The sequence below is a fragment of the Curvibacter fontanus genome, assembly GCF_054780335.1.
Map to the genome: position 1 here is coordinate 22,603 of NZ_BAAGWN010000037.1, position 10,689 is coordinate 33,291.

Annotated in this window: 12 protein-coding genes and 1 pseudogene; 7 read left to right on the forward strand and 6 right to left on the reverse strand. The window is 67.4% G+C overall.

Annotated features, from left to right (window positions below):
• Positions 1 to 12: 12 nt before the first annotated feature.
• The 3 genes and pseudogenes from ACYVH8_RS13415 to ACYVH8_RS13425 all read right to left on the reverse strand — a co-directional run.
• Complete coding sequence (locus ACYVH8_RS13415; protein ID WP_460489319.1) at positions 13 to 918, reverse strand: DMT family transporter; 906 nt, start codon at positions 916 to 918, stop codon at positions 13 to 15.
• A gap of 16 nt (positions 919 to 934) precedes the next feature.
• On the reverse strand, positions 935 to 1,927 hold the full coding sequence (locus ACYVH8_RS13420; protein WP_460489320.1) for a 2-dehydropantoate 2-reductase: 993 nt from the start codon (positions 1,925 to 1,927) through the stop codon (positions 935 to 937).
• Positions 1,928 to 1,947: 20 nt separating this feature from the next.
• Positions 1,948 to 2,226: pseudogene (locus tag ACYVH8_RS13425) on the reverse strand (5-carboxymethyl-2-hydroxymuconate isomerase); the annotation flags it as partial.
• A gap of 128 nt (positions 2,227 to 2,354) precedes the next feature.
• Here ACYVH8_RS13425 and radA point away from each other — a divergent pair.
• The 7 genes from radA (at position 2,355) to waaF (ending at position 7,996) form a co-directional block, all read left to right on the forward strand.
• On the forward strand, positions 2,355 to 3,722 hold the full coding sequence (radA, locus tag ACYVH8_RS13430) for a DNA repair protein RadA (RefSeq protein ID WP_460489321.1): 1,368 nt from the start codon (positions 2,355 to 2,357) through the stop codon (positions 3,720 to 3,722).
• Positions 3,723 to 3,763: 41 nt separating this feature from the next.
• Positions 3,764 to 4,171 carry a GlcG/HbpS family heme-binding protein gene (locus tag ACYVH8_RS13435; RefSeq protein WP_460489322.1) on the forward strand — a complete coding sequence of 136 codons (408 nt, stop codon included), beginning with the start codon at positions 3,764 to 3,766 and terminating at the stop codon, positions 4,169 to 4,171.
• 82 nt (positions 4,172 to 4,253) lie between these two features.
• Positions 4,254 to 5,087: an aldo/keto reductase gene (locus ACYVH8_RS13440; RefSeq protein ID WP_460489323.1), complete on the forward strand. Its 834-nt coding sequence runs from the start codon at positions 4,254 to 4,256 to the stop codon at positions 5,085 to 5,087.
• A gap of 12 nt (positions 5,088 to 5,099) precedes the next feature.
• The gene (locus ACYVH8_RS13445; RefSeq protein ID WP_460489324.1) at positions 5,100 to 5,537 is read left to right on the forward strand and encodes a glycerate kinase; all 438 of its coding nucleotides are present in this window, start codon (positions 5,100 to 5,102) and stop codon (positions 5,535 to 5,537) included.
• Positions 5,538 to 5,589: 52 nt separating this feature from the next.
• Positions 5,590 to 6,528: a branched-chain amino acid transaminase gene (locus ACYVH8_RS13450; RefSeq protein WP_460489325.1), complete on the forward strand. Its 939-nt coding sequence runs from the start codon at positions 5,590 to 5,592 to the stop codon at positions 6,526 to 6,528.
• Positions 6,529 to 6,670: 142 nt separating this feature from the next.
• Positions 6,671 to 6,877: a zinc-finger domain-containing protein gene (locus tag ACYVH8_RS13455; RefSeq protein WP_460489326.1), complete on the forward strand. Its 207-nt coding sequence runs from the start codon at positions 6,671 to 6,673 to the stop codon at positions 6,875 to 6,877.
• A 102-nt stretch (positions 6,878 to 6,979) separates the two neighbouring features.
• The gene (waaF, locus tag ACYVH8_RS13460) at positions 6,980 to 7,996 is read left to right on the forward strand and encodes a lipopolysaccharide heptosyltransferase II (RefSeq protein WP_460489329.1); all 1,017 of its coding nucleotides are present in this window, start codon (positions 6,980 to 6,982) and stop codon (positions 7,994 to 7,996) included.
• A gap of 244 nt (positions 7,997 to 8,240) precedes the next feature.
• Here waaF and ACYVH8_RS13465 read toward each other — a convergent pair whose 3' ends face one another.
• From ACYVH8_RS13465 to ACYVH8_RS13475, 3 genes are all read right to left on the reverse strand, one after another.
• Positions 8,241 to 8,468 carry a hypothetical protein gene (locus ACYVH8_RS13465; protein WP_460489327.1) on the reverse strand — a complete coding sequence of 76 codons (228 nt, stop codon included), beginning with the start codon at positions 8,466 to 8,468 and terminating at the stop codon, positions 8,241 to 8,243.
• Positions 8,469 to 8,580: 112 nt separating this feature from the next.
• On the reverse strand, positions 8,581 to 9,771 hold the full coding sequence (locus ACYVH8_RS13470; protein ID WP_460489328.1) for a sensor histidine kinase: 1,191 nt from the start codon (positions 9,769 to 9,771) through the stop codon (positions 8,581 to 8,583).
• A 1-nt stretch (position 9,772) separates the two neighbouring features.
• Positions 9,773 to 10,483 (reverse strand): response regulator, encoded by a 711-nt coding sequence (locus ACYVH8_RS13475; RefSeq protein ID WP_460489330.1) that lies wholly within the window; start codon positions 10,481 to 10,483, stop codon positions 9,773 to 9,775.
• Between the last annotated feature and the right edge of the window lie 206 nt (positions 10,484 to 10,689).

Genomic DNA, 10,689 nt, shown 5'->3' on the forward strand with positions numbered 1-10,689 from the left:
CCCCGTTGTCCTTCAGCGCCGGCGCAGGCCCAGGGCCATCACGGCCCCGACCACGATGAGCGCACCCACCACCTGCACCTGCGCAATGGTCTGGCCCAGCAGGGCCCAGGCCAGCACCAGGGCCGCCACCGGTTCGACGTTCATGATGGGCGAGCTGCCCACCACGCCCAGCCTGGGCAGCAGGGTGAACATGAGGGTGAAGGCCGTGCCGTAGAACAGGGTCAGCCCGGCCAGGCCCCACCAGCCGGCTGCGGCCTGCGGCAGGTGCAGGCCGCCCTGCAGCGGCGCGGCCACCAGGGCCAGCAGGCCGACCAGGGCCATGGTGATGGCCGTGCGCAGGCGCCCGTCCACGACGGCCGCCTCGTGCTGCGTGAGCACCAGGGCCGCGCCGAACACGGCGGCTGCCACCAGGGCGAAGGCCACACCCGCGCCGATGCGGCTCCACTGCCCGGCCGCGCCCAGGCCGGAAGCCGCACCCAACGCGTCGAGCGCCAGCGCCAGGCCGAACAGCAGCACCGGCATGACCAGCAGCACGGCACGCTCGGGTTTGTGGCGGTAGAACAGCCAGGCAAACAGGGCCGTCCACAAGGGGTAGGTGTTGAAGGTCAGCAGGGCCAGGGCTACGGGCAGGCGCGCTACGGCGGCGTAAAGGCACAGGCTCTGCACCGCGACCAGGCCGCTGATCAGGAGCAGGAAACCGCGCTGGCGCGGCGTGATGCTGAGGGGGACGCCTTGCTGCCAGACGATGGCGCCGACCACGGTGGCCGTGACGAAGCTGCGCACCAGCACGGCGGTGGCCACGTCCAGGCCGTGGTTGAAGGCCAGGCGTGCCGCCACATGGTTGGCGCCGAAGAGGCAGGCGGTGAAGAGCAGGGTGAAGAAGGCGGCGCGGCTGAGCGCGCGGGGCGAGACGGTCATGGGGATGAAACGGAGGTCAATAGAGCTTGCGCACGCGCGCCTGCAGACGCGCCAGACCCAGCAGGATATCCGTGTTCGGCGTGGGCGTGCCGGTCAGTGTGCCCAGTTCCTGCACCACGGTGACCAGGGCGTCGATCTCCACCGGGCGGCCGGCTTCGACGTCCTGCAGCATCGAGGTCTTGAAGGCCCCCAGCTTGAGCGTGACGGCGTGCCGGTCCTCGGGCTGCTGGAAGATGGGAATGCCGATGCGCGCACCGATCTCCTTGGCTTCGAGCATGATCCTGGAGATGAAGTCGCGCACCAGCGGGTCGCCCAGGATCTTGTCGGTGGTGGCGCCGGTCAGCGCGCTGACCGGGTTGATCGTCATATTGCCCCAGAGCTTGTACCAGATGTCTTTCTGGATCTGGGCCGATTGCTCGGCCTCGAAACCCGCCTGGCCCAGCAGGGCGGTGAGCTGCTGCGCGCGTTCGGTCTTCTGGCCCGAAGGCTCGCCGATGATGACGCGTTTGCCGAAGTGGTTCTGCGCGTAGCCCGGCTCCAGCAGCGAACAGCTCGCGTGCACCACGCCCCCGACGATGTGTGCCGCGGGGATGCGGGCGGCGATCTCGCCCATGGGGTCGATGGCCTTGAGCTGGGTGCCGGCGAACTTCTCGCCAAAACCCTGGAAGAACCACCAGGGCACGCCATTCATGGCGGTGAGCACCACGGTATGCGGGCCCAGCAGCGGCTTGATCTGGCGTGCGACCTCGGGCAGGGCCGGGGCCTTGACGGCCAGGATCACCAGGTCCTGCATACCCAGCGCCGCAGGGTCGGCGCTGGCCTGCACCGGCACGGCCAGCGTTTCTTTTTCGAAGCGGCAACGCAGGCCGTGCTGCTGCAGGGCGGCCAGCGTGGCGTCGCGTGCCACCACGCTGATGCTGCAGCCGGCCTGGCCCAGGCGCGTGCCCATCCACGCGCCGATGGCGCCGGCGCCGTAGATGCACACCTTGCCGTAAGGCTTGTCGCTCATGTCGGTCTCTCCCTGTGCGCTTTGTGCACGGCAGGGGAGCGGCCGCGGCCCATGCGCAGGTTGAGGTAGACAAAAGCGTCGTCGCCGCTGCCGCCCGCTGCCCGGCCGGCCGCGCCGCCATCGGCCACGGCATGGTGGGCGGCCGGGTAGGCCAGCACACGTGTGCCGCCGGTGGGGAAGACCTGCTTGTTGTTTTCATCACGTTGCTGCAGCATCCCATCGGCCAGGCTGCGGCACAGTGCGGTCATGTCGCTCTCGTGGTCGAGGTTGCTGGTGTAAAGGATGACGAGGTGGGGCATCGATAAGACCTGGTTCAGATGCGGGGATGGTGCGACATGGCACAGCCAGACCAAAAGGTAACCGAATTTCGTGCAGGCTGAACATGGGCGGCTGTGATTTCATACAGTCTTTGCGCTACCATGGCACCATGGCCAAGGACAAAACCATCTACACCTGCAACGAGTGCGGCGGCATCAGCCCCAAATGGCTGGGCAAGTGCCCGCATTGTTATGCCTGGAACTCGCTGATCGAGTCCGTGGCCGAGAGCGCCGCACCGACCAAGAACCGCTTTGCCGCGCTCGCGAAAACCGCCGAGGTGGTGGCACTGGCCGACATCGAGGCCTCCGACGTCGAACGCACCCCGACCGGCCAGGACGAACTGGACCGGGTGCTGGGCGGGGGCATCGTCGAAGGTGGCGTGGTCTTGATCGGGGGTGACCCGGGCATCGGCAAGTCCACCCTGCTGCTGCAGGCGCTGGATGCCTTGCAGCGCAGCGGTCAAAAAACACTCTACGTCACGGGTGAGGAAAGTGGTGCGCAAGTGGCTTTGCGTGCCCGCCGTCTGGGGCTGGACGGCTCGCGGGTGCAGGTGCTGGCCGAGATCCAGCTCGAGAAGATCCTGGCCACGCTGGACGTGCACCAGCCGGCGATCGCCGTGATCGATTCCATCCAGACCGTCTATTCCGACCAGCTCACCTCGGCCCCCGGCTCGGTAGCCCAGGTGCGCGAATGCGCCGCGCACCTCACGCGCGCGGCCAAGGCCAGCGGCACGGCCATCGTGCTCGTGGGCCACGTCACCAAGGAGGGTGCGCTGGCCGGCCCGCGTGTGCTCGAACACATGGTGGACACGGTGCTTTACTTCGAAGGTGACACGCACAGCAGCTTCCGTCTGATCCGCGCCATCAAGAACCGCTTCGGCGCGGTCAACGAGATCGGCGTCTTCGCCATGACGGAGAAAGGGCTGAAGGGCGTGAGCAACCCCAGCGCCATCTTTCTGAGCCAGCACGCCGAGCCCGTGCCCGGCAGCTGCGTCATGGTCACGCTCGAAGGTACACGCCCCATGCTGGTGGAGATCCAGGCCCTGGTGGACAGCGGCGGCCCGAGCCCGAGGCGCCTCTCGGTGGGCCTGGACCGCGACCGCCTGGCCATGCTGCTGGCCGTGCTGCACCGCCACGCCGGTGTGGCCTGCCTGGACCAGGATGTGTTCGTCAATGCCGTGGGCGGCGTACGCATCAGCGAGCCGGCCGCCGATCTGGCGGTGATGCTGGCCATCACTTCGTCCCTCCGTGGCCGTCCCCTGCCGAAGGGCTTTCTGGCCTTTGGCGAAGTGGGCTTGGCCGGCGAGGTGCGCCCCGCGCCGCGTGGGCAGGAGCGCCTGAAGGAGGCCGCCAAGCTGGGCTTTTCCGTGGCTGTGGTGCCCAAGGCCAATGCGCCCAAGAAGGCGATCGAGGGACTGACCATCCACGCCGTGGAGCGCGTGGAGGAGGCGCTGCAGGTCCTGCGCACGCTGGAGTGACGGCGTTTCTACAATCCTGTGCTGAACACACAGGAGCCGTCATGTCCCACCTCACCCTTGCCATCGCCCGCGACCTGATAGCCCAGGCCATGGCGCATGCCGAGCAAAACTTCAAGAAACCGGTCTGCGTCTCGGTCTGCGACGCCACGGGCCTGCTGCTGGCCTTTGTGCGCATGGAAGGCGCGCCGGTGCGCAGCGTGGCGATCTCGCAGGGCAAGGGCTACAGCGCGGCGCGCATGGGCGTGACGACCCAGGCCGTGCTGGAGCGCCTGCACCGCGAGAACATTGAAATCGGCTACTTCTGTGATCCGCAGCTCACGGCCCTGCCCGGCGGCTCGCCGCTCAAGGACAGAGACGGCAGCTTGCGCGGCGCCATCGGCGTCAGCGGTTTGACTTCGGCCGAGGATCAGCAGGTCACGGATTTCATTGCCGCCAGGTTCGCTGTATGACCAGCCCCCACGCTTGTCACTTCGTGTACTGTACTGCCCCCCGAGGGGGCCGTCGTCGCCTTGGGGCGGCCCGGCGGCGACTATGAAGACGGTGCGCCTGCCATCGGGCGAGCCGGTGCCGGCCTTGGGCCAGGGCACCTGGTACATGGGTGAAGACCGCAGCGCGCGCAAGGAGGAAGTGGCCGCGCTGCAGCTGGGCCTGGACCTGGGCCTGACCCTGATCGACACTGCGGAGATGTACGCCGAGGGTGGCGCCGAACAGGTGGTGGGCGAGGCGCTGGTGGGTCGGCGTGATCAGGCTTTTCTCGTCAGCAAGGTCTATCCGCATAACGCCTCGCGGCAAGGGACCCTCGCGGCCTGCGAGCGCAGCCTCAAGCGCCTCAAGACCGACCGTATCGATCTCTATCTTCTGCACTGGCGTGGTTCCTGTCCCCTGGCCGAGACCGTGGAAGCTTTTGAGGCCCTGCAGCGCGCCGGCAAGATCCGCCACTGGGGCGTGAGCAATCTGGACCTGGCCGACATGCAGGAACTCCGGGGCGTTCCCGGGGGTGCGGCCTGCGCGGCGAACCAGCTGCTCTACAACCTGGGCCGCCGCGGCATCGAATGGGGTTTGCTGCCCTGGCTGCGCCAGCAGGGCGCGGCCACCATGGCCTACTCGCCTATCGAGCAGGCGCGCCTGCTTCGCCATAAGGGACTGCAGGATTTCGCCCGTCGCCACGGCATGACAGCGGCGCAGGCGGCGCTGGCCTGGCTGCTGGCGCAGGAGGGCGTGATCGCCATCCCGAAGTCGGCCCATCTGGCGCGCGTGCGCGAGAACGCGGCGGCAGCTGACATGACGCTGGATCCGGCCCAGCTGGCCGAACTCGACCGCCTGTTCGCGCCGCCCACCGGGCCTTCGGCGCTGGACATGCTCTGAGACAATCGGGGCATGCAAATACAGAAAATCCTGCTTCCCCTGGGCGCTGTGGCGCTGGTCGTGGCCGGCTACCGCTTCGGGGGCTGGGCCGGCGTGGCCTTGGCCGTGGGCGCCCTCATGCTGTGGCTGATGCTGCACTTCACCCGCCTCATGCACATCCTCAAGCGCGCGGCGGACAGCCCCCTGGGTTATGTGGGCAGCGCCGTGATGCTGCAGGCCAAACTCAAGCCCGGCATGACGCTCATGCACGTGGTGGCCATGACCCGTTCCCTGGGCAACCCGCAGAGCCCGCCCGACAGCCAACCCGAGATGTTCCGCTGGGCCGACCCCTCCGACGCCTCGGTGACTTGCGAATTCCAGGCCGGCAAACTCGTGCGCTGGGACTTCCGCCGCCCGGAGGCGGCCGACCCCGGCGTGACCACCATGCCGGGCCTGCCGCCGGCCCCGTAAAATCAGGGTTTTGCGCCCGTTTGCACGGGCATCCCTACTTAGGAAAGAACGAATGAGCCCCCTACCGACCTCGATGTCCGACCGCGACGGAAAAATCTGGATGGACGGCAAGCTGGTGGAATGGCGTGACGCCAAGGTCCACGTGCTGACCCATACCCTGCATTACGGCTGCGGGGCATTCGAGGGGGTACGGGCCTACAACACCGTCAACGGCACGGCCATCTTCCGTCTGCAGGAGCACACCGAGCGCCTGTTCAACAGTGCCAAGATCCTGCGCATGAAGCTCCCCTTCACCATGGAGCAAGTCAACGAAGCGCAGAAAGAAGTGGTGCGTGCCAACAAGCTGGAGAGCTGCTACCTGCGCCCGCTGACCTGGATCGGCGACAAGAAGCTGGGCGTTTCCCCGAAGGGCAACACCATCCACCTGATGGTCGCGGCCTGGGCCTGGGGCGCCTACCTGGGCGAAGAGGGTTTGAAGCGCGGCATCCGCGTCAAGACCTCCAGCTACACCCGCCACCACGTCAACATCACCATGACGCAGGCCAAGGCGGTGAGCAACTACAGCAACTCCATCCTGGCCAATATGGAAGCCACGGACGACGGTTACGACGAAGCCCTGCTGCTGGATTCGTCCGGCTTCGTGTCCGAAGGCGCCGGCGAGAACATCTTCATCATCAAGGGCGGCGTGATCTATACGCCCGACCTGTCCGCCGGCGCGCTCAACGGCATCACGCGCAACACCGTCTTCCACATCGCCAGGGACCTGGGTCTGGAGATCATTCAAAAGCGCATCACGCGCGATGAGATCTACATCGCCGACGAGGCCTTCTTCACCGGCACCGCCGCTGAAGTGACCCCGATCCGCGAACTCGACCGCGTCGAGATCGGCATCGGTGCACGCGGCCCGATCACGGAGAAGATCCAGAACGCCTTCTTCGACATCGTCAACGGCCGCAATCCCAAATACGCCCACTGGCTGACGAAGGTTTGAACACCCCCAGGCTGCGCGCACTTCGTGTCGCTCCGCCACCCCCTCAAGGGGGCAACGCCAGCGGCCCGGCAAAGCCGGCTCCGCGGCGTTCCGCGGTTGGGCCTGTGGTGTACGTAACAATGCAAGCAGAATCGAGGCACACATGAGTAAACAAACGGTTGAACTGCTGGCCAAGGACCTGAACGCCCAGGGTGGCGTCTACTGCCCCAGCCCCAAGGCCGACATGAAGATCTGGAACAGCCACCCCAAGGTCTACCTGGACGTGGCGCACACCGGTGAGGCCAAGTGCCCCTATTGCGGCACTGTCTACAAGCTCAAGGCCGGTGAACATTTCGCCGCGCACCACTGATTTCCCGCCGCGTCGCGAGCGGGTTGGCAGCGCGAAGCCGCGCAGCGAACGACGAGGCATACCTGGAAAGGTAGACGAGGAGTGAGCGAGCACGCGGCAAAGCTGCCGACCCGCGCAGTAGCGACGTTTGTCATTGCGCCCCAGTGGATCGGGGACGCGGTCATGACCGAGCCTTTGATGCGCCGCCTCGCTGCGCGCGGCGAGCGGCTCACGGTGGGCGCCCTGCCCTGGGTGGCGCCGGTCTACCGCGCCATGCCGCAGGTGACCGAGGTCATCGAATTCCCCTTTGCCCATGGCGGCCTGCAGTTCAAGGCGCGACGCACCCTGGCCCGGCAGATCGAGGGTCGCTTCGATGTGGCCTATGTGCTGCCCAATTCCCTCAAGAGCGCGCTGCTGCCCTTCCTGGCCAGCATTCCGAAGCGCGTGGGCTATCTGGGTGAGGCGCGTGTGGGCCTGCTCACGCACCGCCTGAAGAACCCGTCCAAGGACAAGCGCCCGCCCATGGTGGCCTTCTACTCGGCGCTCAGTGGTGAGGCTGGCACCGAGGTCGACCGGCCACGCCTGCAGGTCGATGCGGCCCAGTGCGATGCCGTGCTGGCCAAGCTGGGGCTGGTGCGTGGCGGCTACTATGTCTTCGTGCCGGGCGCCGAATACGGCCCGGCCAAGCGCTGGCCGGTGCAGCGTTATGCCGAACTGGCGCAGCAGCTCGACGCCCCGGTGATCGTGCTGGGTTCGGGCAAGGAGGCGCCGCTGGGCAACGAGATCGTGGCCCTGGCTGCCGGCGGCGACTGCCGCAACCTGGCAGGCGCCACCAGCCTGGCCGAGGCCTTCTGCCTGATCGCCGCCGCGCGCCGGGTGATCAGCAACGACACCGGGCTCATGCACGTGGCTGCGGCCCTGGACGTGCCGCAGGTGGCGATCTTCGGCTCCAGCAGCCCGGAGCACACCCCGCCACTCAGTGAACGCGCCAAAGTCCTCTGGCTCAAGGACGACCCCGCCTACCAGCCCCCGCTGGACTGCGCCCCCTGCTTCGAGCGCGAGTGCCCGCTGGGCCATCTGCGCTGCCTCAAGGACATCACGGCCGAGCGCGTGCGCACGGCCCTGACCGCTGCGGTTTAAGCAGGCCGGGATAAAAAAAAGCCACCCTTGCGGGTGGCTTTGAAAAGTCCTCGAAAGGACGTCGTTGGGACCGTTGACGCCGGTCTGCGTTGCCAGAGGAAAGCGCAAACCGGTGGTATTTGGAAAAACTTGACTGTGACAGCAGTACGGGGACAAATATAGCCAGCCGTTTGCCTCTGGCATATCCCACAAATTGGGGATATGGCGTCAGAAGTGTCGCGAAATAAGACACTCAGGGTGTTTTTCAGGCCGCAGTGGCCAACGCAGCGGGATTGAACAGGGCTTCGAAGGCCATTTCGAAGGCTGCGGGCCGGGAATCCGAGATGAACAGGCCGAACTGGTCCAGTTCCACGACGTACATGGTGAACTGGCTCAGCAGGTTCTGCTCGATCTTCAGGCCGCGGTAGCTCTGGTGCCGCGTGACGATGGCCGAGCGGTCGGGCTGCGGTGGACGGATGGCGGTGGCGCTCATGGTGGGTTCCCCCTAGGCTGCCCTAACCATAGGAAACACCGGTCATTTATGCCAGGCCTGGCCGGGCCGGCGCCGTGCAGTTTTTCACACCCCTGCTGTTTGGTTTGCGGAATCAGCGGGCTTGCGGCAGGCGCAGCACGAAACAGGCGCCGCCGCCCGGCGCTTCCTCGCAATGCACCCTGCCGCCGTGGCGCTGGGCGATGGTGCGCACCAGGGCCAGGCCCAGACCCACCCCACCCTCGCGCTCGGAGGCGCCGGGCAGGCGGAAAAAGGGCTCGAAGATGCGTTCGCGCAGGGCGGGTGGCACGCCCGGCCCCCGGTCGCAGACCCGGATCTCGGCCTGCGCACCCTGGGTCTGCAGGGTCAGAGTCACCGCGCCGCCGCCATGCCGGCGGGCGTTCTCCAGCAGATTGCGCAGGGCCCGGCGCAGCAGCCGGGTCAGGCCCGTGACCAGCAGGCTGGTGGCGCCGGCCGGCGCCACCAACTCGGCGCCGGTGCGGGCGCATTCCTCGGCGCACAGGCCGACCAGCTCGACCGGCTCCAGCGGTCCCAGATCGTCGGGGCTGGCGTCCAGCCGGCTGGCCAGCAGGATCTCGTCGATCAGCTGGTCCAGTTCGCGGATGTTGCGGGCGATTTCCTCGTGCGTGGCCGGGCTGGGCTGGGCCTGCATGAGCTCCAGGCCCATGCGGATGCGCGCCAGCGGTGAACGCAGCTCGTGCGAGGCATTGGCCAGCAGAGTCTTGTGCGAGAGCAACAGGGCCTGCACGCGGGCGGCGGCGATGTTGAATCGTTGCGCCAGGAAAGCCACCTCGTCCTGCCCGTCCTCGGGCAGGCGCAGTGCCAGATCGCCCTCGCCCCAGCGTTCCACGCCCTGTTGCAGGGCTTCGAGCCGTTTGGTCAGGCGGCGCACGATGGGGTAGGCGCCCAGGGCCACGGCGGCGGCCACCAGGCCGAGCATCACGAGCAGGTTGTAGGGGGGCGGCAAGCCCGTGGGGCGCAGCGGCGGTGAAGGCGGCGGGCGGTTGCCGGGGCGCGGCAACTGCACGAAGACCGTCTGGCCATCGCGCAGCGGCACTTCGAACTCCCAGCCCTGACCGGGCACGCGCGTCCCCCGTGTCTGCGCCTGGCCCAGCACTTCACCTTGCGCGTTGCGCAGGATGATCTCGCGGCCCGGGCGCTGGGCGCGCTCGCGCTCCGCTTCTTCGCGCCAGATCCAGCCGAAGATCAGGGTCAGCAGCACGATGGCGGCCACCACGGCCAGCCAGACGCGGAAGTAGAGGCGCTGGGACAGCGGCGTGGTCACCCTAGTCCTGCTGGCGGGCAAAGACGTAACCCACGCCACGTACGGTCAGGATGCGCTTGGGCGACTTGGGGTCGGCCTCGATGGCCGCGCGGATGCGGCCCATGTGCACATCGATCGAGCGGTCGAAGGCTTCGAGTTCGCGCCCGCGCACGGCCTCCATGATCTGGTCGCGCGTGAGCACACGCCCGGCGCGCTCGGCCAGCGTGACCAGCAGGTCGAACTGGTAGGAGGTGAGCTCGCAGGCCTGGCCGGTGACGCTGACGGTGCGCGCGTCGCGGTCGATGGCCAGGGAGCCGAAGCGCAGCTGGCTGGCCAGTGCCGGGCCGTTGTCGCCGCGGCGACGCAGCACGGCGCGGATGCGGGCCAGCAGCTCGCGCGGTTCGAAGGGTTTGGCCAGGTAGTCGTCGGCGCCCATCTCCAGGCCGATCACGCGGTCCATGGGGTCGCCCTTGGCGGTGAGCATCAGGATGGGGGTCTGCGCCAGGGCCGAGGGCAGGGCGCGGATGCGGCGGCAGATCTCCAAACCGTCCATGTCGGGCAGCATGAGATCAAGCACCAGCAGCTGGGGTGCGGGATGCGCGGCCTGCAGGCGGGCCAGCCCTTCCTCGCCGCTGCCGGCGACCTCGACGGTGTAGCCGGACTGCGCCAGGTACTCGCTCACCATGGCGGCCAGACGGGCATCGTCCTCGATCATCAGCAGGGGCTGGCTCATGTCCACGAGTTTATCCATGTGCCCATGATGCGGTGCGGCCGTCAGCCGGCCTTGTCGCTGCTGTAAAGATAGGTAAACGCTAGTGTAGTGTTTCATTCTGTCTGGAACTTAATCGGCTATTGGCTCGAATGACCTTTTGCAGGATGTCGCGCGCGCTCTTGGTCCAGATAAACGGCTTGGGTTCGATGTTGTGATGGGCGACGTAG